The 22,653-nt window shown below is 62.0% G+C and carries 24 protein-coding genes; 13 read left to right on the forward strand and 11 right to left on the reverse strand.

Going from position 1 to position 22,653, the window contains the following annotated elements:
* Positions 1–196: 196 nt before the first annotated feature.
* From AC244Q_RS18595 to AC244Q_RS18615, 5 genes are read right to left on the reverse strand one after another with little or no spacing between them, the layout of a single operon-like run.
* Complete coding sequence (locus AC244Q_RS18595) at positions 197–1,906, reverse strand: methyl-accepting chemotaxis protein (protein WP_128405940.1); 1,710 nt, start codon at positions 1,904–1,906, stop codon at positions 197–199.
* Positions 1,907–1,937: 31 nt separating this feature from the next.
* Positions 1,938–2,447, reverse strand: coding sequence for a chemotaxis protein CheW (locus AC244Q_RS18600; RefSeq protein ID WP_012758905.1), 510 nt, complete (start codon positions 2,445–2,447; stop codon positions 1,938–1,940).
* Positions 2,444–4,483 (reverse strand): chemotaxis protein CheA, encoded by a 2,040-nt coding sequence (locus tag AC244Q_RS18605; protein ID WP_128405939.1) that lies wholly within the window; start codon positions 4,481–4,483, stop codon positions 2,444–2,446. The genes AC244Q_RS18600 and AC244Q_RS18605 overlap by 4 nt, the downstream gene beginning before the upstream one ends.
* On the reverse strand, positions 4,480–4,848 hold the full coding sequence (locus AC244Q_RS18610; RefSeq protein ID WP_012758907.1) for a response regulator: 369 nt from the start codon (positions 4,846–4,848) through the stop codon (positions 4,480–4,482). The genes AC244Q_RS18605 and AC244Q_RS18610 overlap by 4 nt, the downstream gene beginning before the upstream one ends.
* On the reverse strand, positions 4,845–5,174 hold the full coding sequence (locus AC244Q_RS18615) for an STAS domain-containing protein (protein ID WP_012758908.1): 330 nt from the start codon (positions 5,172–5,174) through the stop codon (positions 4,845–4,847). The genes AC244Q_RS18610 and AC244Q_RS18615 overlap by 4 nt, the downstream gene beginning before the upstream one ends.
* Positions 5,175–5,514: 340 nt before the next feature.
* Between AC244Q_RS18615 and AC244Q_RS18620 the strand changes: the two genes are divergently transcribed.
* A complete protein-coding gene (locus tag AC244Q_RS18620) occupies positions 5,515–7,257 on the forward strand; it encodes a chemotaxis protein (protein ID WP_128405938.1) in 1,743 nt (580 codons plus the stop codon).
* A 15-nt stretch (positions 7,258–7,272) separates the two neighbouring features.
* On the opposite strand, the gene AC244Q_RS18625 is transcribed toward AC244Q_RS18620, so the two are convergent.
* Together AC244Q_RS18625 and AC244Q_RS18630 are read right to left on the reverse strand one after the other, a co-directional pair.
* Entirely contained in the window at positions 7,273–8,355 is a 1,083-nt protein-coding gene (locus AC244Q_RS18625) for a tetratricopeptide repeat protein (protein ID WP_113548024.1), read from the reverse strand.
* A 10-nt stretch (positions 8,356–8,365) separates the two neighbouring features.
* Positions 8,366–9,019 carry a thiamine phosphate synthase gene (locus AC244Q_RS18630; RefSeq protein WP_113548007.1) on the reverse strand — a complete coding sequence of 218 codons (654 nt, stop codon included), beginning with the start codon at positions 9,017–9,019 and terminating at the stop codon, positions 8,366–8,368.
* 107 nt (positions 9,020–9,126) lie between these two features.
* On the opposite strand from AC244Q_RS18630, the gene AC244Q_RS18635 reads away from it, so the two are divergent.
* Together AC244Q_RS18635 and AC244Q_RS18640 are read left to right on the forward strand one after the other, a co-directional pair.
* Positions 9,127–9,891, forward strand: coding sequence for a sulfite exporter TauE/SafE family protein (locus AC244Q_RS18635; RefSeq protein WP_012758912.1), 765 nt, complete (start codon positions 9,127–9,129; stop codon positions 9,889–9,891).
* Positions 9,892–10,057: 166 nt separating this feature from the next.
* A complete protein-coding gene (locus AC244Q_RS18640) occupies positions 10,058–10,318 on the forward strand; it encodes an ArsR/SmtB family transcription factor (RefSeq protein WP_003552646.1) in 261 nt (86 codons plus the stop codon).
* 206 nt (positions 10,319–10,524) lie between these two features.
* Here the strand turns inward: AC244Q_RS18640 and AC244Q_RS18645 are convergent, their stop codons facing one another.
* Complete coding sequence (locus AC244Q_RS18645; protein WP_003552648.1) at positions 10,525–10,698, reverse strand: YdcH family protein; 174 nt, start codon at positions 10,696–10,698, stop codon at positions 10,525–10,527.
* Positions 10,699–10,926: 228 nt separating this feature from the next.
* On the opposite strand from AC244Q_RS18645, the gene AC244Q_RS18650 reads away from it, so the two are divergent.
* The 6 genes from AC244Q_RS18650 to AC244Q_RS18675 all read left to right on the forward strand — a co-directional run bounded on the left by AC244Q_RS18650 (position 10,927) and on the right by AC244Q_RS18675 (position 14,939).
* The gene (locus AC244Q_RS18650) at positions 10,927–11,130 is read left to right on the forward strand and encodes a YdcH family protein (protein WP_003552650.1); all 204 of its coding nucleotides are present in this window, start codon (positions 10,927–10,929) and stop codon (positions 11,128–11,130) included.
* 18 nt (positions 11,131–11,148) lie between these two features.
* Positions 11,149–11,643 carry a 5-(carboxyamino)imidazole ribonucleotide mutase gene (gene purE / locus AC244Q_RS18655; protein ID WP_003552651.1) on the forward strand — a complete coding sequence of 165 codons (495 nt, stop codon included), beginning with the start codon at positions 11,149–11,151 and terminating at the stop codon, positions 11,641–11,643.
* Positions 11,640–12,716 carry a 5-(carboxyamino)imidazole ribonucleotide synthase gene (locus AC244Q_RS18660; protein ID WP_017995130.1) on the forward strand — a complete coding sequence of 359 codons (1,077 nt, stop codon included), beginning with the start codon at positions 11,640–11,642 and terminating at the stop codon, positions 12,714–12,716. The genes purE and AC244Q_RS18660 overlap by 4 nt, the downstream gene beginning before the upstream one ends.
* A 163-nt stretch (positions 12,717–12,879) precedes the next feature.
* A complete protein-coding gene (gene ykgO, locus AC244Q_RS18665) occupies positions 12,880–13,005 on the forward strand; it encodes a type B 50S ribosomal protein L36 (RefSeq protein ID WP_003542835.1) in 126 nt (41 codons plus the stop codon).
* 112 nt (positions 13,006–13,117) lie between these two features.
* Positions 13,118–13,753 carry a tetratricopeptide repeat protein gene (locus AC244Q_RS18670; RefSeq protein ID WP_012758914.1) on the forward strand — a complete coding sequence of 212 codons (636 nt, stop codon included), beginning with the start codon at positions 13,118–13,120 and terminating at the stop codon, positions 13,751–13,753.
* Positions 13,754–13,862: 109 nt separating this feature from the next.
* Entirely contained in the window at positions 13,863–14,939 is a 1,077-nt protein-coding gene (locus AC244Q_RS18675) for an alpha/beta fold hydrolase (protein WP_113548008.1), read from the forward strand.
* Positions 14,940–14,985: 46 nt separating this feature from the next.
* On the opposite strand, the gene AC244Q_RS18680 is transcribed toward AC244Q_RS18675, so the two are convergent.
* On the reverse strand, positions 14,986–15,702 hold the full coding sequence (locus AC244Q_RS18680) for an SDR family oxidoreductase (RefSeq protein WP_012758916.1): 717 nt from the start codon (positions 15,700–15,702) through the stop codon (positions 14,986–14,988).
* Between the two features lie 116 nt (positions 15,703–15,818).
* Between AC244Q_RS18680 and AC244Q_RS18685 the strand changes: the two genes are divergently transcribed.
* From AC244Q_RS18685 to AC244Q_RS18695, 3 genes are all read left to right on the forward strand, one after another.
* Positions 15,819–16,673 (forward strand): helix-turn-helix transcriptional regulator, encoded by an 855-nt coding sequence (locus tag AC244Q_RS18685; protein WP_113548009.1) that lies wholly within the window; start codon positions 15,819–15,821, stop codon positions 16,671–16,673.
* Positions 16,674–16,749: 76 nt separating this feature from the next.
* Complete coding sequence (gene ggt / locus AC244Q_RS18690) at positions 16,750–18,486, forward strand: gamma-glutamyltransferase (protein ID WP_012758918.1); 1,737 nt, start codon at positions 16,750–16,752, stop codon at positions 18,484–18,486.
* Between the two features lie 156 nt (positions 18,487–18,642).
* Positions 18,643–19,617 (forward strand): threonine ammonia-lyase, encoded by a 975-nt coding sequence (locus tag AC244Q_RS18695; RefSeq protein WP_041935572.1) that lies wholly within the window; start codon positions 18,643–18,645, stop codon positions 19,615–19,617.
* 67 nt (positions 19,618–19,684) lie between these two features.
* Here the strand turns inward: AC244Q_RS18695 and AC244Q_RS18700 are convergent, their stop codons facing one another.
* Positions 19,685–20,482: an SDR family NAD(P)-dependent oxidoreductase gene (locus AC244Q_RS18700; protein ID WP_113548010.1), complete on the reverse strand. Its 798-nt coding sequence runs from the start codon at positions 20,480–20,482 to the stop codon at positions 19,685–19,687.
* A 129-nt stretch (positions 20,483–20,611) separates the two neighbouring features.
* On the opposite strand from AC244Q_RS18700, the gene AC244Q_RS18705 reads away from it, so the two are divergent.
* Positions 20,612–21,556, forward strand: coding sequence for a GlxA family transcriptional regulator (locus tag AC244Q_RS18705; RefSeq protein WP_012758921.1), 945 nt, complete (start codon positions 20,612–20,614; stop codon positions 21,554–21,556).
* A gap of 141 nt (positions 21,557–21,697) precedes the next feature.
* Here AC244Q_RS18705 and AC244Q_RS18710 read toward each other — a convergent pair whose 3' ends face one another.
* The gene (locus AC244Q_RS18710) at positions 21,698–22,504 is read right to left on the reverse strand and encodes a phytanoyl-CoA dioxygenase family protein (RefSeq protein WP_128405937.1); all 807 of its coding nucleotides are present in this window, start codon (positions 22,502–22,504) and stop codon (positions 21,698–21,700) included.
* Positions 22,505–22,653: the final 149 nt, after the last annotated feature.

The raw sequence follows: 22,653 nt of genomic DNA on the forward strand, positions 1-22,653 counted from the left end.
GGCGGGACGTCAAGCTTGGAAAGTGATGTGCTGAAACGGGGAAAAGCGACTAAATTCACTTCCCGGCAGCCGGACATCTATCCATCGCAGCGCCAACGCCTACATGCGTTGGGGGATGTTCTCGCCTCAGGCCGCCGGAGCAGCCCGAGGGATCACATTGAGGCGAAGCGCTCACGCGCTTTCCCCGGGGGAGCGCTTATGCGCTCTCCCTAAAGTCGTCGTCGCTGGCGTCTGGACCGCCCATCGACATATCGAGAGCAAAGCCCTTGAGGCGCTGCTGTTGAGCCGAAACCGTCTGGCCGCGGCCTTGGCTGTGAGCCTGCAGGCCGGGCTTGCGGCCAGCGGCCGGGGCCTTGAGCGCCTTGGCCGAAGCCTTTGGCTGCGCTTTGTGGGCGCCGGACCGTGCGTTGCCTGCCGTATCGACCTTGAAGAAGGCGATTGACGTCTGCAGTTCCTCTGCCTGGGAGGCGAGCTCCTCGGAGGTTGCCGACATCTGCTCGGAAGCGCCGGCATTCTGCTGCGTCACCTTGTCGAGCTGCTGGATCGCTTCATTGATCTGCGAGGCGCCGATATCCTGTTCGCGGCACGCCGCACTGATCTCGGAGACCAGTTCCGCCGTCTTGCGGATATCGGGCACCAGCCGGCCGAGCATATCGCCGGCGTCGGCGGCAGCCTTGACGGTATCGCTCGACATCGAGCTGATTTCGGCGGCAGCCGACTGGCTGCGTTCGGCAAGCTTGCGCACTTCGGAGGCGACCACTGCAAAACCTTTGCCATGCTCGCCCGCACGAGCCGCTTCCACGGCAGCGTTGAGGGCGAGAAGGTCGGTCTGGCGGGCGATTTCCTGGACGATGCCGATCTTCTGGGCGATCGTGCGCATGGCGTCGACAGCACGCGTCACCGCTTCACCGCTCATCTCCGCGTCCTTGGCGGACTGGCGGGCGATCTTTTCGGTCTGGGCGGCGTTATCGGCGTTCTGCTTGATGTTGGCGGCCATCTGCTCCATCGAGGCGGAAGCCTCTTCGGCCGAAGCCGCCTGTTCGGTGGCGCCCTGCGATACCTGTTCCGAACTCGCCGAAAGTTGCTGGCTTCCGGAAGAGACGTTGTCGGCGGCCGACAGTGCGTCGGCAACGACGCCGCGCAGACGTTCGATCATGGTATTGACGTTGCCCAGAAGTTCGCCGATTTCGTCATGGCTGGTGATGTCGGCCATCTTGGTCAGATCGCCTTCCGACACTTCGCGCACCACGGTGTTGGCACGGCCGAGGCCCTTGCTGATCGTGCTGGCGATCCAGAAGGCGGTGAGGGCGGCAATCAGCAGGGCGACGGCTGCGACCGCAACCATCATTGTGCGTGTCGTCGTGTACTGCGCTTCGGCGCCGTCGTCGGCAGCCTTCATGCGCTGCTTTTCAAGTGCCAGGATTTCGCTGAGCGTCGCGTCGATATCGTTGGCAGCGGCCCGCGCCGTCGTAACAGAGACGGTATTTGCGCCTTCGGCATTACCGGCCTTCACATAGTCACGGATCTGATCGTCGGCCGCATTGAAGGTCTTGGAAAGTTCGGCGATGCGCGCCCAGCGCGCCTTGCCTTCTTCCGTCGCCAGCGCCAGCACCTGGTTGAAGGCGTCGGTGAACTCCTTGCGGGCCTGATTGCCCTTCGCGACCGCGCCGGCCGTCTCGTCTGCGCTGCGGGCGGTGAGCAGGTTCTTCTGCTGGCGGATGGCCTCGAGCTGGGCAATGTTGATCTGCTGCGCGAGATCGAGGCGGGCTGCCGGGCCGGCAAGAAGCTTATCGATCGTGTCGTTCAGCGATCCAAGGCTGAAGATACCGTAAGCGGCGGTGCCTACGAGCATCAGAATGATGAAGGTGAACGCGGTCACCAGTTTCGTCTTTATTGTCAGTCGCATCGTCCAAACCCCTCGTTGAATTCATCCAGCGTCAATTGACGGCTCCCGCCGCATCGTGCCTCGATGAAAAGATCGCCTGCAGATTGGGGAGAATGATGAATTCTCCGCCCCTCTTCACCAGGCAGTTGATGTAGTCGGCGCGCCAACGCATGCCGATGCTGGGCGGGGCTTCGCTCGCGGACTTTGCAAGTGTCGTCACCTCGTTCACCTTGTCGGTTCTGAGGCCGACGAGCGTCTGCTCGCCCTGTAGGTCGATCTCGATGACGATGAAGCGGCTGTCGATCGTCGCCTCTGCTGCTTCCATCCCGAAGGCGAGACGCAGATCGGCGAGCGGAATGACCTTACCGCGGAAGTTGATGACGCTGGCGACGAAGGGCTGACTGCCCGGCACCGCGGTCTCAGGAAGCAGGTCCAGGATTTCCTGGACGATGACCGCTTCCAGCGCGAAGGTTTCGCCGTTGAGATCGAAGGTCAGGACCTCGACTTCCTCGGCATAGCTCCAGTGCTTGTCGAACCGTTCGGCTGCTGCTGTTGCACTCATCCTGCTACACGCAATTGCGCCTCCTGTTGCTGACCCGCGGCAACCAGGTGCCCAACGTCGAGAATGAGAGCGACGCTGCCGTCGCCGAGAATGGTGGCGCCCGAAAAGGTCGCGACGTTATTGTGCAGTTTCGACATCGACTTGATGACCGTCTGGTGGTCGCCGATGATCTGGTCGACGACGAGGCCGACGCGCTCCGTGCCGGTCGAGATGACGACGACCTTCTGATGCACGTCGGGCTTAGTGCCGGTGCGGAAGAGGTCGCGCAGGCGCAGGAACGGCACCAGGCTGTCGCGTAGCGAGATGAAGCTGCGGCCGCGCGAGCGGAGATCTTCCTCGAGCGACAGTTCGAGGCATTCCTCGACTGCCGAGAGCGGGATGACGTAGCGGCCGGAGCCGACCCGCACCAGCAGGCCGTCGATGATGGCGAGCGTCAGCGGAATGCGCAGCGACACTTCCGAACCCTGTCCCGGCAGGCTGACGATGTCGATCGCGCCGCGGAGCGCTTCGACCGTCTTCTTCACCACGTCCATGCCGACCCCGCGGCCGGAGAGATTGGTGATTGCCGCGGCCGTCGAGAAGCCGGGGGCGAAGATTAGTTGCAGCAGCTCGGAGTCGGAAAGCGGCTGACCGGGCTGGATGAGACCGGAGGATTCCGCTTTGGCGCGAACGCGTTCACGATTGATGCCGCGGCCGTCATCCTTGATCGAGATGATCACCTCGCCGCCGGCCTGGCGGGCCGAAAGCGTCACCGTGCCGGCTTCGGTCTTGCCGGAGGCAAGGCGGTCGGCGGGCGTTTCGAGGCCGTGATCGATCGAGTTGCGCACCAGATGCACAAGCGGATCGGCCAGACGCTCGATGACGGTTTTGTCGACTTCGGTGCTCTCGCCCTCCGTCACCAGTTCGATCACCTTGCCGGTTTCGCGGGCGAGATCGTGAATGAGGCGGCGAAAACGGGAGAACAGGGTGGCGACCGGCACCATGCGCAGCACCATCATCGTGTCGCGCAATTCGCCGGAGAGGCGTTCGATTTCTTCCGAGACGGAGCGCAGCGCGATATCGGCGCTGGCACTGGCCAGCTGGCTGAGGCGCGATTGCGCGATGACGAGCTCGCCGACACGGTCCATCAGCTCATCGAGACGTTCGGCCGGAACGCGGACATTCTCGGCCGCCTTCGCCTGGCTGATGGCGGCGGGCGCCTCGCGCTTGGACGGAACCGCCTCGACAGGACGGAATTCCGGGACGCTGGTCGGCGAAGCCGCCGATACCGCGGCGACAGGGGCAGTTGCGGCCTTTTCCTCAACCGGAGCGGCGGTTGCCGCTGCCTGCCCGCCGATCTCCTCGACGCTTAGTTCCATATCATCGAGCACGAAGATGAAGACGTCGTCGATCGCTGAGCGGTCTTGCTCGCTGGTCAGCGTCACGTCCCAGGAAATGTGGAGTTCCGTCGGAGCCAGCGCGTCGAGGGGAGGAATGGCCGAGGAGTTGGCGCGCACGGTGCATTCGCCGAGATCGCGCAGCTCGTCCAGCAGGCCGAGCGGGTTGGTGCCGTTGGCCATCGAATTGGCAGGCAGGCTGAAGCGGATGCGCCAGCTGCTCTTCTTCTTCGCCGGGGTCTCGCGCACGGCCGCGGGTGCGGCAACAGCGGCCGGCGCTGCTTCCTTGCCGCCGACGGTAGCTTGCAACTGTGCCAGAAGCTTATGCCCGGTATCGCCGTGATCGGCGTCCGGCTGATCGACCAGGGCCCGCATATGGTCCTGGGCGGCGAGAACGGCGGCGACGAGTTCGCTGGTCGCCGCGACCTCGCCCTTGCGGACGCGATCGAAGGCTGTTTCGCAATGATGGGTGAAGGCGGCGAGCGCCTCGAAACCGAACATCGCACCGGAGCCCTTGAGCGTGTGGAGGCCGCGGAACACGGCATCGACGAGATCCTTGTTGTCGAGCTGGTGGGTCAGGTCGAGAAGACCAGCCTCGATCGCTTCGAGGCATTCGGCAGCTTCCGTGCGGAAGACGGCGACCGGATCGAGCGTACTCATCGTCCAAGAACCTTCTTCACGATCTTCACCAGGCTTTCCGGGTCGAACGGCTTGGTCAACCAGCCCGTCGCGCCGGCGGCCTTGGCGCGCGCCTTGAGATCGGCGTCCGATTCCGTCGTCAGGAAGATGATCGGAACGCCGGCCTGCGCCGGCAGCTTGCGCAGTTCCTCGATCATCGTCAGACCATCCATGACAGGCATGTTGAGATCGGTCACGATCAGATCGAAGCTGCTGCCCTTGGCTGTCGCGAGGCCCTCTGCCCCGTTGACCGCCTCGGTGACGCTATAGCCGGCATTGGTCAGCGTGACCTTGGTGGTCAGACGAATGCTGGCGGAATCGTCGACGGTCAGGATCTTTGCACTCATAACGTCACCTCTTTATGCAACCAGAAATTTGCGTCTTCGTGATCGAAGGATTCGATGAAACCTGCACGCTCAAGTACCTTCAGGACAGAGCCACTGGCCGGTGAAGAAAGCTTGAAGGTCTTTCCCTTGGCCTTTGCTTGGCGGCGCGAGGATTCGATGAGTTGAACAAAACTCAGATCCGCTTCTGCGCCCTCGGGAATGCTGATGATGATTGTATCATTGCTATGAAATTCATCGGTAAACTTGGAATATAGTTCGGACACGTTGCGAATGCTGAGCACGTCCGGCAAATTTATAGATTCGTAATATTGTTTCTGAGTATCCAATGCAGCCTCCTGGGCCAGAAAATACTTGACGACCCTAAAAGGACTCTCACGGCAGCGTTAATGCGGGGTAAACAGCGGTTGTAGGAAACTGCCGTATAGCGCATTCCCAGACTCCCAATTCTCATCCGGGATAAGTTGTATTTTTTTCTCAAAATTTAGAAATAAGTAAAATAAAAACAATAAGTTGAATCATCAATCCGAGCGTTAGGCTTTCCCCGACAGGCCATCAACATCTTTCGTTAATCACAACGCTGGCGAGTCCGGCGCGTTTACCGGACGTTTCCATCCTGCCCGTAAAAATAGAGTTCGAATTGCCTGGATTTTAAGAAAAGGTATAAAAGTGGCACACGCTCTGGTATCGCCGAACGCTGCAGCCTACTCATCAGGACGGGACATAAGCCAGACCCTGGAATCTGCTCGTAGCCAGGTCGAGGAACGTTTCCTCGAAGGCGGCACCGTGCTGCTCTCGGTGATGGATGTGCTCAACCGTCTGTTGAACTCGCTCGAGAGCGTCACCACGACGCTCGACAACAAGGAGGCGAGCGACACCAGCGCCGATCTCCGCGCCACGGTGGAGAGCCTGATGGCGCTGCCCGTCACCGAGGAAAACCGGCAGCAGGCGCTCGTCTCGCTGGCGCATACCGGCAGGGAACTGCGCAAGCACGTCGCCGACATGCAGGAGACGATGCGTTATCTCAGAACCTTCGCGGTGACCGTGAAGATTACCGGTGCCGGCCTTGCCGAATTCGCCGGCTTCGCCCAGGAGATCCTGGAGCGCATCTATTCCGGTACCGATGAGGTCAACCGTTTTGCCACGCATCTCGACAGTCTCGACAAGGAGGTCAAGCTCGCCGCCTCCTTTGGCGCCAGCGTTTCGAAGGGCTATGCCGATACCGTTCCTGCCGTCGCCGGAGCCCTGCGCGATGATGCCGCCAAGATCGCCGGCCATCGCAAGGATCTCGGCGTCATCGCCCGCGAGGTCGGCGCGATTGCCCGCGCCGTCCAGAGCAAGGTCGCCTCGACCCTGTCTGCCCTGCAGATCGGCGATATCACCCGCCAGCGCATCGAGCATGTGCAGGCCACTTTTTCGCTGCTTGAAGATTTCTTTGCCGGTGAGGATGGCGCCAGACTCGACGCCGGCGCGCGCCAGCGCCTCCAGAACGTCATTCACCATCTGACGGCGGCGCAGATGAGCGACATGTGTGCAAATTTCCAGCGGGATTCCGAGAACGTCGTCAAGACGATCGCAAGTTTCGATCACGACATGCGGGAGATTCTCAAGCTGCGCGATCAGATGAGCGGTCAGAGCGGCGAGGCCGGCGGCAACTTCATGCGCGCGCTGGAATCCAGCGTTTCGGCCGCCCATGAAATCGTCAAGCAGGTCGATACGGCAAGCCGCCAGGCCGACCAGGTGAGCCAGTCGACGATCGGTACCGCGGCCAAACTCTCCGAAGCGATCGGCAACATCCGCGCCGTCAAGACTGACATTCACTATATGGCTTTGAATACCAACCTGCGCTGCAGCCGACTCGGCGAGGAAGGCAGGTCGATCAACGTCGTCACCGCCGAGCTGCGCATCTTCGCCGGCAAGCTCGACGATTCCGCCGACGCCATCGTCAACGGCCTGCCGGCGCTCGAAGCTGCGGCCGGGCGCGTCGCCCCCGCCACGGATGCCGGAGCCGGCAATCTCGGAGAAAGCCTGACCTCGGCCGTCGGCAACATCCGCTCTGCAGCCAACGTGATGGAAAACGAGCTGAAGGTGCTCGCCGAGAACGGTCGCGAGGTCGCCACCAAGATCAGCCTGCTGATCGGCAAGCTCGATTTCCAGCATAATCTGGGCGAAGTCCTTGCCGGCTGCGCCGATCTGCTCGAAGGCGTCGCCGGCACCGATGTCGCCGATATCTCCGATCTCGCTGAGACGATCGCGCCGCTCGACCGCAAGATCTTCAAGCACTATACGATGGTCCAGGAGCGCAGCATTCATCGCGGCATCATTCCGGCAAGCGAGGACAGCACCTCCGCTCCCGCCGAAAACGTCAAAGCCGAAAACGATGAAGACCTCTTCGCCGACGCGCTTTTCTAAATTAGAATACGGCCGCTATCGCCGTCGGAATTTGTTGGCGGCATCGATCGCCGCCTTTTGCTGATTGTCCTCGATGCCGAGATAGAAATCCTCGAGCGCCGGATCGGCGAGCCCGGCCCGGCGCGACAGCACGTACCACTTCGCCGCCTCGATCGGATTGGGCGCCGTGCCGATCGCGTTGATATAGAGATGGGCGAGCTTGTTCTGCGCGGCGACATTGCCGCCATTGGCGGCAAGTTTCAGCCATTCGAAGCCCTTGACGTAATCCTTCGGCCCGCCGACGCCGTTGACGAGCCAGATGCCGAGATCGAGCTGGGCCGTGTCGAAACCGGCGCGCGCCGCGCGTGCCATCCACTCGCGGGCGAGCTTCGTCTTTTCTTCCGGCAGGTCCTTCAGCGTCGCATAGATCTGCGCCACGGCATATTGCGAATCGGCAATGCCCTGCTCGGCCGATTTCTCGTAGAACGGCAGCGCGAGCTTCAGTCCCTTCTCGCCGGGATTGTCGGCGATGAGAAGCTGCGCCCAGTTGAATTCCGCCGAAGGATTGCCGGCCTCGGCCGCCTTGTGCATGTAGTCGTCGGCCTTGACCTTGTCACGCGGCACGCCCTCGCCTTCCATCAGGATCAGTGCATATTTGAACATCGCCGCCCCGTCGCCGCCTTCGGCCGCCTTGCCGTACCAGAAGGCGGCGTTCTTCACGTCCTTCTTGACGCCGAGGCCCTGCGAGAGGATTTCGCCGATCAGTGTCTGCGCCGCCGGATCGCCGAGCTGGGCGCGCGGCAGCGCCTTGTCCATTGCCGTCAGGTAATAACCGCGCTGGAAGGCGCCGTAGGCCTCGTCGATCGGCCCCTTGTAATCCTTCTCCGGCGGCAGGTCCGGCAGGTTCGCGCCCATGCGGTCGAATACGCCGACACCATCGGAGGGTTGCACGCCCGGGCTGGAAGGCCGGTCGGTGCGGAAGGTCGAAGCCGGCCCCGTGCCCGGCTGGCTGATGACGCTGTCCGGCGCCTGCGCCAAGGCAACATTCGGCCCGGCCGCAACGAGGGCGGCCATGCTGGCAAGGATATATTTCAAAAGGCGGACGGGCGGGATCGGCATGAGCGCGATTTCAATCCTCAAACCGTGGCGCTTTTTCGTCAAGCAACGCATTGATTTCGGCAACGACAGACGGCGCCCGGGCAGGCTCGGCGAAGACCGCCAGCCGCAGCGCCACGAACTCCGCTCCGGTTTCGGCGACGGCGAGCGCCGAGGCCGGATCGGTGCCGCCCATGACGATGCAGGGAATCTCGATCATCGAGGCCCACCATTCGCCGAGCGCAAGGTTCTTCGGATGCGCCTCCGGCTTGATATCGCCGTCGAGCTTGCCGAAGAAGATATAGTCCGGCCTGACTTCGCCGATCTCCAGCGCATGGTGCCGGTCGGCCGCGTTGCCGCCGCCGACGATCAGCTTCGGCGCATGTTTGTCGATCGCTTCCGAAAGCGCCTCTGCATTGCTGGAAAGGTGCAGGCCATCGGCCTTTGCCCGGCCTGCGACACGGCTGTCGCCTGATATCAGCGCGGCTGCTCCAGCATCCTGGATCAATGGCACCAGCTTTTCCGCATGTTTCTGGAAGGTGCTGTCGTCGAGCCCGTATTGCGGCACGATCACCGAGGCGACATCGCCGCCCTTCAGCGCGTCGGCGACGATCTTTGCCTGTTCATCTGCATCGGCGATATCGGGCACGATGAGCACAAGGCGGCAGCGGTTTTCCGGTTCGGTCATGGGGTCTTTCCGTTTCCTGCGAATTCCCCTTCGAAATGAGGGATCCGCACTCGTTTTGTGTGAGTAGTTCCGTTAGACGAGGCTGGCAAGAGGAGGACGTCGAAAGCATGCCGCAGGATCTGTCATTCTACTACGCCGCCGTGCCCGCCGTTCTGCTGGTGGGCCTCGCAAAGGGCGGCATGGGCGACGCTTTGTCGCTGATCGGCCTGCCCTTTCTCGCCCTCGTCGTCTCGCCCGTCGAGGCAGCGGCCATCCTGCTGCCGATCCTGGTCTTCATGGACATGATCTCGCTCGTCATCTGGCGCAAACATGGCGACTGGGCGACGCTGAAAATCATGCTGCCGGGCGCGATCTTCGGTATCGCGCTGGGCTGGGCGACCTCGGCGCTGGTTCCGGGCAACATGCTGCGCATCGTCATCGGCGCGGTGACCATCCTCTTCTGCCTGCGCTATTTCTGGAACAGTTTCGGCCCGGGCGCCGGCAAGGTGATCCCGCCGCGCGGCCAGCGGCCGGTGGCCGCCGGCCTCTGGGGGACATTTTCCGGTTACGGCAGCTTCGTCGCTCATGCCGGCGGTGCGCCCTTCCAGATCTATGCCCTGCCGCTCAAATTGCAGCCGCGCGAATATACCGGCACCAGCGTGCGCTTCTTCGCAATCCTCAACGCCATCAAGCTGATCCCCTATTTCGCGCTCGGCCAGCTCGACACCCAGAACCTTGCGACCTCCGCGACGCTTCTGCCCTTCGCCCCGCTCGCCACCATCGCCGGCGCCTGGTGCGTGCGCCGGATGAGGCCACAGATCTTCTATCCCTTCATGTATGCGATGGCGCTGATCGCCGCCTTCCTGATCGTGGGCGAGGGCCTTGGCTGGTAGAAGCCATACAGCGCCGCACATCTTTCGAGAGGCGCAAAGGACGCTGTGGCACTTTGAACGGCTGCTTAATTCCTGAAATCGACTCCGATTTTAGGAATTATGCAGTGACACGCTGCAATGCACAATTTCCTTGCTGGCGCGGCCGGTTTGACGTAGCGTTCCCGCCATGTCGAACACGGACCCCTTCTCTGCGATTGCCGATCCGAACCGGCGGTTTCTGCTGGAGGAATTGCGTCGCGCGCCACGGACCGTCAATGAGCTCGCCGAAGGCCTGCCGATCAGCCGTCCTGCTGTTTCGCAGCACCTGAAGGCGCTTCTCGACAGCAATCTCGTCTCCGTGACCTCGGAAGGCACCAAACGTATCTACGCGGTCAACAACCGCGGCTTCGACAAGCTCAATTTGTGGCTGGATCAGTTCTGGGCCTGATGCATGTTCCCATGCGATCTGGGAATACGATGTGAATCATAAGAACGCGATGTGAGACGTGGCGGACCCAAAAGCGCCAGCCACGATGCCGGATGCATCGGGCTGGCGCAAATCTGGTGTCAAATCACCGGTTCTTGCTGATTTTTGGTGGAATGGATGGATTTACCTTGTTGCGCAAGATGATCGTCCGGCGATCCTTGGGAAGATTAGTGGACGGATGACTTAAGACGCTGAATCTCGTCCTTGATGCGCAACTTGCGACGCTTGCAATCGGCAAGTGCCGTATCGGAAATAGAGGGAGATGTTCTGAGCGCGTGCAACTCCTCCTCGAGAGCGACATGCTTTTTCTGGAGTGACTCAAGATGAGCTTGAACAGTCATATGACCCTTCCTTCCTCTTACCCTCCCCGGCCAACATCGTCGGGGATCAAGGTGTCAACGGGCGGGACTGTGACACATTTTTGAAGGCTTGTCGAAGGCCAAAAGATGAAGACTGGATGGCAATTTCATGATCAAGACTAACTAGCCGTTACCTGTATTTGATGATAGGAGCTTGCGGAAATCATCGGCAGATCGGACAAGGTCCAGGGACGATAACGGGGAATGTATATGGCCGATCAGGAACAGGCGGAAATCAGGCTCATAGTGGCGCGCTTGCGCCAGGAGCACGAGGATTTCGACGCCGCGATCAACGCCATGATCCAGACCGGATGCGACGCTCTGCGGATCCAGCGCATGAAAAAGAAGAAGCTCGTCATCAAGGACAGGCTCTCCAGGCTGGAAGATCAGATCATCCCTGACATCATCGCCTGAGAGGGAATAGCAGCAACGATGACAGACAGACCACCCGTCGCCATCATCATGGGCAGCCAGTCCGACTGGGAGACCATGAAAAACGCCGCCGACACGCTGGAGGCGCTGGAAATTCCCTATGACGCGCGCATCATTTCGGCGCACCGTACAGTCGACCGGCTGGTCAATTTCGCCAAGGGCGCACGCGCGGAGGGCTTCAAGGTCATCATCGCCGGCGCCGGCGGCGCTGCCCATCTGCCGGGCATGACCGCCTCGCTGACACCGCTGCCAGTTTTCGGCGTGCCGGTCCAGTCGAAAGCCCTGTCCGGCCAAGACAGCCTCCTTTCCATCGTACAGATGCCGGCCGGTATTCCGGTCGGCACGCTCGCCATCGGCAAGGCTGGTGCGGTCAACGCCGCCCTTCTCGCTGCCGCCGTACTTGCCCTCTCCGACGAAGAAATTGCCGACCGGCTCGACGAATGGCGCGAGCGCCAGAGTGCTGCCGTCGCCGAATACCCGATGGACGACCTATGACGGCAACAACGATCGGCATTATCGGCGGCGGCCAGCTCGGCCGCATGCTGGCGATTGCCGCCGCCAGGTTGAATTTTCGCACGGTCATCCTCGAGCCGCAGGCGGACTGCCCGGCCGCCCAGCTCGCCAACCGGCAGATTACCGCTGCCTATGACGATCCGGCGGCACTCGCCGAACTCGCCGATATCTGCGATGTCGTCACCTACGAATTCGAAAACGTGCCTGTCGCAGCCGCCGAAAAGCTCTCGGCGAGCGTGTCGGTCTATCCGCCGCCGAAGGCGCTGGAAGCCGCCCAGGACCGTCTCGTCGAAAAACGCTTTCTCAACGGCTGCGGCATAACCACTGCACGCTTCCATGCGATCGACAGCCAGGCCGATCTCGAAACGGCGCTGAAGGATTTCGGCGGCCAGGGCGTGCTGAAGACCCGCCGTCTCGGTTATGACGGCAAGGGCCAGAAGGTTTTCCGCTCGGCCGCAGACAGCCCGGATGGCACCTATGCAGCACTTGGCGGCGTGCCGCTCATTCTCGAAAGCTTCGTCGCCTTCGAGCGTGAAGTCTCGATCATCGCCGCCCGCGCCACCGACGGTACGGTCGTCTGCTTCGATCCCGCCGAGAATGTCCACCGCAACGGCATCCTCCACACCTCGACGGTTCCCGCCGCGATCTCGGCGCCGACGGCGGACGCCGCGCGGAAATCGGCCGAGAAAATCCTTGCCGCATTGAACTATGTCGGCGTCATCGGCATCGAATTCTTTGTGCTTGCCGATGGCGGTCTGATCGCCAACGAGATGGCGCCGCGCGTCCACAACTCCGGTCACTGGACGGAAGCCGCCTGCGTCGTCAGCCAGTTCGAGCAGCATATCCGCGCCGTCACCGGCCTGCCGCTTGGCAATGCCGAGCGACATTCCGACTGCGTCATGCAGAACCTGATCGGCGACGATATCCTTGCCGTTCCCGACTGGCTGCGGCGCCCCGACACGCTGGTTCATCTCTACGGCAAGACCGAGTGGCGCCCCGGCCGCAAGATGGGTCATGTCACCACCGTGACGCCGAAATCGCCGGTTTGGACCTGAGAAAACACCTCTGCGCCTTGGGAAAAACACCTTCATGTGGTTGACACGGAAAAGGTGACGGGGTATCTGCTCCCCCACCTAAACAGCGCGCCCGATGGCGCGCTTTTGATTGTTAAAGATACGGGCGAATGTGAATTCCCCATAGAGATCGCGGATCAAAAAAATGAAGATTAAGAATTCGCTCAAGTCGCTCAAGGCTCGTCACCGTGACAACCGTCTGGTTCGCCGCAAGGGCCGCATGTACATCATCAACAAGCTGAACCCGCGCTTCAAGGCTCGTCAGGGCTGATTTCGCGCGTCCGGATCGCCCTGCCGCGTGCGCTTGCGCCGGCAGATATATCCGGTGGGTCGCTGCGGTGATCACGTCAAATTTGTTTGATCTTCGGCGCTGGCGGGCTAATATGTCCGCCATGCGCTTTTTTGCTTTGACATCAGCGGCGCTGCCGCTCGCCCTCATTCTCCTTACCCCCTCCTTTCCGGCCGCCGCCGCGGAAAAGTCGGCTGCCGTCGCGAAAAAGGACGTCATCGTCGAGCAGGCGGATGCCAACAATTCGCCGAAGCAGCACCTCGACCAGCTCTTCAGCCAGCTGAAGCGTGAACGCGATCCCGAAAAAGCCAGTGGCATCGCCAATGAAATCCGCATGGAATGGAACGATTCGGGCAGTGCCACCGTCAATCTGCTGATGCAGTGGGCCGACAAGGCGATCGAGGAAAAGCGCAACCCCGCCGCCCTCGATTTCCTCGACGAGGCGATCGCGCTGAAGCCCGATTATGCCGAAAGCTGGAACCGCCGCGCCACGCTGAATTTCGTCATGGGAAATTATCGCAAGTCGATGTCCGACATCGAACGTGTACTCGATCTCGAGCCGCGTCATTTCGGCGCGCTCTCCGGCATGGCGGCGATCCTCAGCAATTCCGGTAACGATCAGCTGACCTTGAAGGCGTGGGAGCGTTTTCTCGATATCTATCCCGCCGAACGCACCGCGCAAGAACAGGCCAACACACTTGCGGAAAAACTCGCCGGCAACCGCACCTGATTCCGGACGGCGGCCTTGACGTCGGATCGTGCTGCGCAATTTTAGAATAGAGCGGGAACGATGCGGTGCCCGCTCGCAGGTCATCCCGCAACTACCGCTTGTTGAGATCATGCTTGCAGAAGTTTCCGCTCTTCTCGCCCCGCTCGCCGCCGCCATCGGTTACTCCACTTATAAGGCGCGGCAATTTGAACACGCCTATCCGAATATCGGCGAACTGACCGATATCGGCGGCTACCGCATGAATGCGGTCCACGTCCCGCCGCCAGAAAATTCGGATCTGCCGGCTCTGGTCTTCATTCACGGCGCCAGCGGCAATCTGCTCGACCAGGTCGTGGCCTTCCGCGCCGCACTCGAAGGCCGGGCGGAAATGCTGTTCGTCGATCGCCCCGGTCATGGCTATTCCGAACGCGGCGGTCCTGAGAACGCCGTCCCCTCCGGCCAGGCAGATGCAATCGCCAGACTGATGGAGAAGCGCGGCATCGAAAAGGCGATCATCGTCGGCCATTCCTTCGGCGGCGCGATCACCGCCGCCTTCGGCCTGCGCCATCCTGACAAAACCGCCGGCCTGCTCTTCCTCGCGCCCGCCACTCATCCATGGCCAGGCGGCATCGACTGGTACTATCACCTGGCAACCGTGCCGATCGTCGGCTGGCTCTTCAACCACGCAATCGTCGTGCCGCTTGGGCTCAGCCGGCTGGAGCGGGGCACGCTGAATGTATTCCGCCCCAATCCGCGCCCGGCCGACTACATCGAAAAAACCGGTCCGTCGCTGGTACTGCGTCCCAGCGCATTCCAGAACAATGCCGACGATTTCAAACGACTGCTTGCCTATGTGAAGGAGCAGTCGCTGCTCTATTCGCAGATCACCGCTCCGACCGTCATCATAACAGGCGACAGCGACGAGATCGTCTGGGAACACCTGCACTCGCGCGGCCTTGCCCGCGATATATCAGGCTCCGAACTCATCACCGTTCGCGGCGTCGGCCACAAGCCGGATTACCTCGCAACCGATGTCGCCATCGCCGCCATGGAGAAGATATCAGGCAAGCCGCGCGACCTGCAGGCGATCGCCCGCAGGGCCGAAGAGAGGCTTGCCGCGGCCTCACGCGATCGGACGGCCGCAGTCGTACCATCGTTGGGGCCGACAGGACCCCACGTCTTTTCAGAGGCGCCGAGGACGCCGTAGCACTTTGAATGCTGCATAATTTTGTCAGCATCGTCCGAAACCTGCCTCAGGCGCCGAGACTGACGCCACCATCGCAGGTGATGACATGGCCACTCATAAATCCGTTTCCGATCAGGAAGGCAATCGCCTCCGCGATATCCTCCGGCCTGCCGACACGGCCGACCGGCGTGCGGCCGGCGAAATCCGCAAAGACGCTGTCGCGCTGCTCGGGCGGCAGGAAATTCCACCACGGCGTATCGACGACCCCGGGGGAAACGCCGTTGACGCGCAGCGGCTTCAATTCGGCGGCAAGCACCGGCACCATCGCCTCGATGCCGGCATTGACGGCCGCAAGTCCAGCCGTGCCAGGCATCGCAGCTTGCGCGCTGACCGCCGAAACGAAGGTGATGCTGCCGCCCGGCTGCAGCAGCGGCAGTGCCGCCTGGGCTGCCGCGGCATGCGGGATGAGCTTGGTCTGAAACCCGGCAAGCAGATCCGCCATGTCGAGCGTCACGAAGGGTCCGGCGCCGTGACCGCTGCCCATCGCCAGCACGAGATGACCGAATGCGCCGATCTGGGAAAAAGCCTCCCCGAGACCGGAGAGCTCCGCCGCATCGAGCACGAGGCTGCGCAGCTCGCCCGCGAGCGATGCCGTCGCCGCGGCAAGCTTTTCGCCGTCGCGGCCCGCAATGGTAACGGTATACCCCTGTTTCAACAGTAATTTCGCCGTGGCAAGGCCGATGCCGGAAGAACCGCCGATGACGACCACATGCTGCGAAGACATGATGCTGCTCCTTGAATTGATCGAGCCGCGGGCGTTTCAATCACCCGCGGCACCGGCATCATGCGCGGCCTGGAAACGGCAAACAGTTCCAGTTTTATCCTGGTATTGATACTGATATGATCGCTCCCATGGACCAGAGACCCGATACATTCGATGCCCGCCGCCGTGAATTCGCAGCCTTTCTGCGTTCCCGTCGCGAGCGGCTGACGCCCTCCGAAGTTGGCCTGCCGGAGGGGTTTCGCCGACGCACGCCGGGTCTCCGCCGCGAGGAGCTCGCCATGCTCGCCGGCGTCGGCACCACCTGGTACACCTGGCTGGAACAGGGCCGCGACATCCGGCCCTCCATTCAGGTGCTCAACGCCCTTGCCGATGCGCTGCGCCTCGACGAGGCCGAGCGCCGGCATCTCTTCATCCTCAACAATCGGCAAGTGCCTCAGGCAATCTCGTCCGCACCCGAATGTGTCGACGAGCCGCTGCAGCGCATGCTCGCCAACCTGACACACCAGCCGGCCTATGTGCTCGGCCGCCGGTGGGACGTGCTCGCCTGGAACCGTGCCGCCGAGGTGCTGTTCGGCGGTTACGACACGCTCGACCGCGACGAGCGCAATACCATGCATCGCCTCTTTGCCGACCCCGCGCATCGCAAGCTGCTCGTCGACTGGGAAGCAGTTGCCCGCGTCTCGCTGGCGATGTTTCGCGCCGACAGTGCGCGTTATGCCGGCGATCCGGATTTCGATCGGCTGATCACGCTGCTGAAACAGTCAAGCCCTGAATTTCGTGATTGGTGGCAGCGCCATGAGGTCGTCAGTCCGCTATCCGGCATCAAGCGCATCAACCATCCCGTCAAGGGCCGCATGTCCTTCGAACATACCGGCCTAACACTGACCAGCCGGCCGGAAATGAAACTCATCGTCTATACGCCGCTCGATGACGACGACACCAACCGGAAACTCGCCGAGCTCCTCACATAAAAGCCAACCCCTTGCATTGCCTCGGGCTGCCGCAGTCCCATATGTTTTTCCATCATTGTCCATAGGAGGGGAAATCATGGGCCGCCTGCATATCGGGACGATCTCCGTCATATCAGCTTTGTCGCTGAGCCTGACCTCGGCTTTCGCCGCCTCGCCTGCGCCCGTCGAAGCCGAGCACGGCATGGTCGTCACCGCCCAGCATCTGGCGACCGATGTCGGCGTCGACGTGCTGAAAAGCGGCGGTAACGCCGTCGATGCGGCGGTCGCCGTCGGTTATGCGCTGGCGGTGGTCTATCCCTCGGCCGGCAATCTCGGCGGTGGCGGCTTCATGACCATCCGCCTGAAGGACGGCACGAAGACCTTCCTCGATTTTCGCGAACGCGCGCCGCTTGCCGCAACGAAGACTATGTATCTCGATGCCAAGGGCGATATCGTGCCGCGCGCCAGCCTCGACGGCTATCTTGCCGTTGGCGTGCCGGGCTCCGTCATGGGCTTCGAGACCGCGCGCGAGAAATACGGCAGCAAGTCGCGCGAAGAACTGATCGCGCCGGCACTTCGCTTCGCCAAGGAAGGTTTCACGCTGGAACAGGGCGACGCCGCAAGTTTCGCCGGCAACGCCAAGCGCCTCGCCAAGGATGAGGCGGCGGCGAAGATCTTCCTGAAACCTGATGGTAAACCCTATGCATCCGGCGAAAAACTCCAGCAGCCGGACCTTGCCGCAGTCCTGGCAGGCATTTCCGAAAAAGGCCCCGACGCCTTCTACAAGGCCGCCCCCGCCGAGGCGATCGTCAAGGCGAGCCAGGCCAAGGGCGGCATCCTCGCCAAGGAGGATTTCGAGCAATATGCCGTGCGCGAATTGAAGCCGATCGAGTGCAATTACCGCGGCTACGACATCATTTCCTCGCCACCGCCGTCTTCCGGCGGCGTCATCATCTGCGAGATCCTCAACGTTCTCGAAGGTTATCCGCTCTCCTATCTCGGCTATAACTCGGCCGAAACCGTGCACATCATGGTCGAGGCCATGCGCTACGCCTATGTCGACCGCAATGCAGCGCTCGGCGATCCTGATTTCGTCGAGAACCCGGTCGAGAAACTGCTCGACAAGAAATATGCCTCGGAAATTGCCGCCAAGATCGATCCCTACAGGGCCGGCGCCTCGGCGAACCTGAAACCGCTCGGCGGCAAGGAAAGCACCGAGACGACGCATTATTCGATCGTCGACGACGAGGGCAATGCGGTCGCCGTCACCTATACGCTGAACGGCTCCTTCGGCGCCGCGGTCGTCGCGCCCGGCACGGGTGTCCTACTCAACAACGAGATGGACGATTTCACCTCCAAGCCCGGTGTGCCGAACCTCTACGGATTGGTGCAGGGCGAAGCCAATGCCATCGCCCCGAAGAAGACGCCGCTTTCCTCGATGAGCCCGACGATCGTCACCCGGGACGGCAAACCATTCATGGTGATCGGCAGCCCCGGCGGCTCGCGCATCATCACCATCACATTGGAAGCGATCCTCAATGTCGTCGATTTCGGCATGGATATCAGTCAGGCGGTCAACGCCCCGCGTGTCCACCACCAATGGCAGCCCGACAAGGTCTTTCTCGAACCCTATGCACTCTCGCCCGATACCGAAAAGACGCTTGCCGCCATGGGCTACAGCTTCGATGGCGGCAATGACGCGCCGCAATGGGGCCAGGCCGCAGGCATCCTCGTCGGCGGCAAAAGCCTTGCGGCAATCGAAAAGGGCGGCGGCGCCCGCTACAATGGCGCCATGGATAGCCGCGCAGCGGAAGGGTCGGCAAGCGGCTACTGACGCTTCGAGATCGCCTGATCAAACAGTTGGCGGAAAGCGCAACGCGGCTCAAGAAGCAGCGGTGGCACCATTCATGTCACCGTGACAAAGTCGCCGTTCACAATTGGCTTGCCGCGCCCTATGCATGGGCGAACCCGCAAGCAGAAAGATTCCCGGATGGCTAGCATTGAAATGATTGTCGCAGCTCGCGCCCGTCTGCGCGGTCATGCAAGGCGCACGCCGCTTCTCTCCTCTCCTTTTTTGAATGAGATTGCCGGCCGGCGTCTGTTCGTGAAAGCGGAATGCCTGCAGCATTCCGGCTCGTTCAAGTTTCGCGGCGGCTGGTCGGCCGTCTCCGGCCTCGATGCTGCGGTACGCTCGAAGGGCGTCATCGCCTTTTCCTCCGGCAACCACGCCCAGGGCGTTGCGCTTGCGGCCAAGCTGCACGGCGTGCCCTCCGTCATCATCATGCCGAGCGATGCGCCGAAGCTGAAGATCGCCAACACCCGCGCCTTCGGCGCTGAAGTGGTGCTCTACGACCGCGTCAACGAGGATCGCGACGAGATCGGCGCGAGACTTTCGGCCGAGCGCGGCCTGACGCTGATCAAGCCCTTCGACGAACCGCTCGTCATCGCCGGTCAGGGCACGACCGGTCTCGAAATCTCCGAGCAGGCTGGGGAGGAAGGCGTGACATCCGCCGAAGTCCTCGTTCCCTGCGGCGGCGGCGGATTGACCTCCGGCATTGCGCTGGCCCTTGAAGCCAGCTCCCCCGGCTTTCGCGTCCGTCCCTGCGAGCCCAGGGATTTCGACGACACGACCCGCTCGCTCGCCTCCGGCAAGATCGAACGCAACGCGGCGGTATCGGGCTCGATCTGCGATGCGATCGTCACGCCGCAGCCGGGCAACATCACCTTCCCGATCCTCAAGCGCCTCGCCGGCGCCGGCATCGTCGTCACCGACGAGGAGGCGCTGCGGGCCATGGCGCTTGCCTTCTCGCGATTGAAGATCGTCGTCGAGCCCGGCGGCGCCGTGGCGCTCGCCGCCGCCCTCTTCCATGGCGATGCCCTGGAAAGCGACACAGCCGTCGTGGTCACCTCCGGCGGCAATGTCGATCCCGATATCTTCGCCATGGCTCTGGAACGTTTCGGCTGAACATCGTGCAAGTGAACGCCGTCGACCATCCGCAGCAGCAGCCGCGGATGGTTTCTATCTTTTACAATTACGCGACCTTGTAGCGTTTCGCCGGCGCGGTGCGCGAGAGATTCGGCATCAATGCCTGACGCGCCTGCTCGTAGGCGGCAAGCAGGCCTGCATCCTCAAGCGAGGGGATCGTTGCAAATTCGCCCTGCTCAAGACCTGCGAGCGACGCATCGACCATATTTTCTGCCGACATTACGATCTCATTCGGCAAATGTTCAACCGGCGTGCCGGCGATGTCCCAGAATTCCGTGGCGGTGGCGCCGGGCAGCACGGCCTGCACGCGAATGTTCTTCTCCGCCAATTCGTGCTTCAGCGACTGGCTGAAGGCGAGCACGAAGGCCTTCGTACCGCCGTAAACACCGTTCAGCAGCTCCGGCGCGATCGCGACGATGGACGCAATATTGATGATCGTGCCGCCGCCGCGTGTAGCGAAACCCGGCACGGCGGCATAGGTCAGCCGCGTCAGCGCCGTGACGTTGAGCTCGATCATCTCCTGCATCTTGTCGACATCGGCGGAAAGCAGCGGCGCCGTTCCACCGACACCGGCATTGTTGACCAGCAGCGTGATGCTCCGGTCTTCCTTCAACACCCCTTCGATGCGGCCGAGATCGGCCCGGTTGCTGAGATCGGCAACGACAGTCTCGACCGTCCGGCCGGTCTCATCGGTCAGCCGGCTTGCCAGCGTCTTCAACCGTTCGCCGTTGCGGGCAACGAGAATGAGATTGTAGCCCTGCTTCGCCAGCCTGTGGGCATAGACTGCGCCGATGCCCGAGGATGCGCCTGTTACCAGTGCCGTACCCTTATGGTCCTGTGTCATGATCCGTCTCCTTGCGTGCGCGCCGGCCCAATGCCTTGCGCTTGAGGAGAGTCTTACGCGCGATTGTGCGCGTCCTGAATGCCATATATACCACCTTTCAGGACATTCTCTTTTCAGGACGCGACGATCATGCAGCAAATCGGCTTTCTGCTCTATCCCGGCTTTCAGATAATGAGCCTGGCGGCCGTCTCCGCCTTCGAATTCGCCAATCTCGAACTCGAGGAAAAGGTTTACGAGATCCGCTACCTCTCCGAAAATGGCGGGCCGGTTGCCAACTCGCTTGGCATGATGATGGAGACGGAGGCCTTCGGCACCCCGGCCCTCGACACCCTGATCGTGGCGGGCGCGCCCGATATCAGGCTGCCGAATGCCGCAGAAGCCGACTTCATTCGTGCCGCCCTGCCCGCCACACGTCGCTTGGCGTCGATCTGCACCGGCGCCTTCTTTCTTGCCGAAGCCGGCATCCTCGACGGCCGCCGCGCGACGACGCACTGGTATGTCTCTCGCGAGCTGCAAAGCCGCTATCCCAAGATAAAGATGGAAGAGGACCGGATCTTCATCATCGACGGTTCCATCTGGACCTCGGCAGGCATGACGGCCGGTCTCGACCTGGCTTTGGCGATGGTCGAGAAGGATCATGGTTTCGAGGTGGCGCGCGCCGTTTCCCGCAAGCTCGTCGTCTATCATCGCCGCGCCGGCGGCCAGTCGCAATTCTCAGCCCTTCTGGAACTGGAGCCAAAATCGGACCGGATCCAAAAGGCGCTCGCCCACGCCCGCAGCAATCTGAAATCGGCGCTTTCGGTGGAGGAGTTGGCGGAAGTCGCCCATCTCAGCCCCCGTCAGTTCAGCCGCGCCTTCCGCGACGAAACCGGGCAGTCGCCGGCGAAGGCCGTCGAGAACCTGAGGCTGGAAGCGGCCCGGCTGATGATGGAGCAGGGCCGCCACCCGATCGATGTCGTTGCCCGCGAAACCGGCTTTGCCGATCGCGAGCGCATGCGCCGCGCCTTCCTTCGCGCTTTCGGTCAGCCGCCGCAGGCAATTCGGCGCGCCGCCCTGCAGGAACTGCAGATGTGATGCACCCGGCCTGCTGCATAATTCCTTAAATCGGAATCGATTTAAGGGTAAAATTATGCAGCAATTCAAAGTGCTACAGCGTCCTTTGCGCGTCTGAAAAGACGCGCAGCGCTGTAGGCGGCAGGATGCATCCTGTTCTCGTTACCGCTCCTGAAGCGCCCGGCGTATTGCCGTCTCGACCGCTGAATAGGCACCGTCCTCCCGTTCGAGCCGAATGGGTTCGGAAGGTGCAAGGCCGGGCTGCGCCATGAAACGCGGCTGCTTGCCGCGATGCATCTGCGCTGCATGGATGAGAAACGGATGGCATAGATAGACGGTACCCGCCCGCCCTGTCGCCAAGGCCAGCGGCCGGTCTTCCCCGACGTGCTCCAACCTAAGATAGGCCATTCCCGACTCGCCCGCTGGCTCAAGAAGGCGGGCAATATCCTTGTGCGAACCGACGCGGATGCGGGTCGGCGCATCCTGTTCCCCGACATCCGAGAACAGGAAGAGCATCAGCAACGCCCGCCCGCGCGAGGTGATATTCACCCGCCAGGCGGAAAAGTCCCGCTGCTCATCCCGATTGGAATCCTCGCCGGCAAAGCTCAGATCGACATGCCAACCGGCATCGCCGGGATCATCGGGATGGGGAAAGCGGACCGGGAAACTGCCAAGCCCGCTGCGCGGCTCCCAGCGACCCTTGCCGACGAGCTGGTCGAAGGCCGAATGCAGCACCGGCGTGTTGACGGCTTTCTCGAATGGTCCGCCGCCATAACCGGCAAGCCGCACGACGGGCTGCGTCCACGTCCCTGGATCATCCGCAGCGAAGGGAATGTCGCGCCACATGATGGCACGAGCTTCCTTGGCCAATGCGCGGGGAAAAGCGTCGTCGATCCTGGTGAAGCCGTCCTCGATGAATTGCTCGATCTGCACAGCACTCAGTGCCGGCGGGTAAACATCTGATGTCATGACATATCTCTCTATCACCAAACCTGCCGGTTCTGTCCTTGGCCAGATGCAGGGTGGTTACAGTCCACGGCAACGCACCAGCCACGAAGGCTGGTCAGCGGCCGCATCTTCTGATGCCCGAAGGCAGAGCCTCAATGGCTCAAGAAGAA

Source organism: Rhizobium sp. CB2179, assembly GCF_057653455.1.

Bases quoted from the DNA above. Each gene is read 5' to 3' on its own strand.
- AC244Q_RS18595 (WP_128405940.1), bottom strand. From the start codon at position 1,906: ATGCGACTGACAATAAAGACGAAACTGGTGACCGCGTTCACCTTCATC.
- AC244Q_RS18600 (WP_012758905.1), bottom strand. From the start codon at position 2,447: ATGAGTGCAACAGCAGCAGCCGAACGGTTCGACAAGCACTGGAGCTAT.
- AC244Q_RS18605 (WP_128405939.1), bottom strand. From the start codon at position 4,483: ATGAGTACGCTCGATCCGGTCGCCGTCTTCCGCACGGAAGCTGCCGAA.
- AC244Q_RS18610 (WP_012758907.1), bottom strand. From the start codon at position 4,848: ATGAGTGCAAAGATCCTGACCGTCGACGATTCCGCCAGCATTCGTCTG.
- AC244Q_RS18625 (WP_113548024.1), bottom strand. From the start codon at position 8,355: ATGCCGATCCCGCCCGTCCGCCTTTTGAAATATATCCTTGCCAGCATG.
- AC244Q_RS18630 (WP_113548007.1), bottom strand. From the start codon at position 9,019: ATGACCGAACCGGAAAACCGCTGCCGCCTTGTGCTCATCGTGCCCGAT.
- AC244Q_RS18635 (WP_012758912.1), top strand. From the start codon at position 9,127: ATGCCGCAGGATCTGTCATTCTACTACGCCGCCGTGCCCGCCGTTCTG.
- AC244Q_RS18640 (WP_003552646.1), top strand. From the start codon at position 10,058: ATGTCGAACACGGACCCCTTCTCTGCGATTGCCGATCCGAACCGGCGG.
- AC244Q_RS18645 (WP_003552648.1), bottom strand. From the start codon at position 10,698: ATGACTGTTCAAGCTCATCTTGAGTCACTCCAGAAAAAGCATGTCGCT.
- AC244Q_RS18650 (WP_003552650.1), top strand. From the start codon at position 10,927: ATGGCCGATCAGGAACAGGCGGAAATCAGGCTCATAGTGGCGCGCTTG.
- purE (WP_003552651.1), top strand. From the start codon at position 11,149: ATGACAGACAGACCACCCGTCGCCATCATCATGGGCAGCCAGTCCGAC.
- AC244Q_RS18660 (WP_017995130.1), top strand. From the start codon at position 11,640: ATGACGGCAACAACGATCGGCATTATCGGCGGCGGCCAGCTCGGCCGC.
- ykgO (WP_003542835.1), top strand. From the start codon at position 12,880: ATGAAGATTAAGAATTCGCTCAAGTCGCTCAAGGCTCGTCACCGTGAC.
- AC244Q_RS18670 (WP_012758914.1), top strand. From the start codon at position 13,118: ATGTCCGCCATGCGCTTTTTTGCTTTGACATCAGCGGCGCTGCCGCTC.
- AC244Q_RS18675 (WP_113548008.1), top strand. From the start codon at position 13,863: ATGCTTGCAGAAGTTTCCGCTCTTCTCGCCCCGCTCGCCGCCGCCATC.
- AC244Q_RS18680 (WP_012758916.1), bottom strand. From the start codon at position 15,702: ATGTCTTCGCAGCATGTGGTCGTCATCGGCGGTTCTTCCGGCATCGGC.
- AC244Q_RS18685 (WP_113548009.1), top strand. From the start codon at position 15,819: ATGATCGCTCCCATGGACCAGAGACCCGATACATTCGATGCCCGCCGC.
- ggt (WP_012758918.1), top strand. From the start codon at position 16,750: ATGGGCCGCCTGCATATCGGGACGATCTCCGTCATATCAGCTTTGTCG.
- AC244Q_RS18695 (WP_041935572.1), top strand. From the start codon at position 18,643: ATGGCTAGCATTGAAATGATTGTCGCAGCTCGCGCCCGTCTGCGCGGT.
- AC244Q_RS18700 (WP_113548010.1), bottom strand. From the start codon at position 20,482: ATGACACAGGACCATAAGGGTACGGCACTGGTAACAGGCGCATCCTCG.
- AC244Q_RS18705 (WP_012758921.1), top strand. From the start codon at position 20,612: ATGCAGCAAATCGGCTTTCTGCTCTATCCCGGCTTTCAGATAATGAGC.
- AC244Q_RS18710 (WP_128405937.1), bottom strand. From the start codon at position 22,504: ATGACATCAGATGTTTACCCGCCGGCACTGAGTGCTGTGCAGATCGAG.